This window comes from Paraburkholderia sp. EG304 (genome assembly GCF_046543485.1).
GTDB classification, from domain to species: Bacteria; Pseudomonadota; Gammaproteobacteria; order Burkholderiales; family Burkholderiaceae; genus Paraburkholderia; species Paraburkholderia youngii.
On the sequence record NZ_JBKGUA010000533.1, the window covers coordinates 1 to 205 of the forward strand.

A 205-nucleotide genomic window follows, 5' to 3' on the forward strand; every position below is an offset into this window, starting at 1 on the left:
GGATAGCCCAGGTGATGTTTGAGCTCGGCGCCCAGCGCCCGCTCGATCAGCGCCTTCTTGAACGCCATCGAGGCTGTTTGCACCGCTTCCGCCGTCATCGGACCCTTCACGAACTGATCGATGAGCTCCTCTGGAATCGCGGGCAGCTCAGGCGGGGGCGCAGACCCTGCTTTTGGTTTGCTTGGCATACATGCTCCTTTGGGTA

General features: G+C 61.0%; 1 pseudogene. It reads right to left on the bottom strand.

The window, feature by feature from the left end:
* Nucleotides 1–188, bottom strand: a pseudogene (locus ACLFKU_RS45045) (IS256 family transposase); the annotation flags it as partial.
* Nucleotides 189–205: the final 17 nt, after the last annotated feature.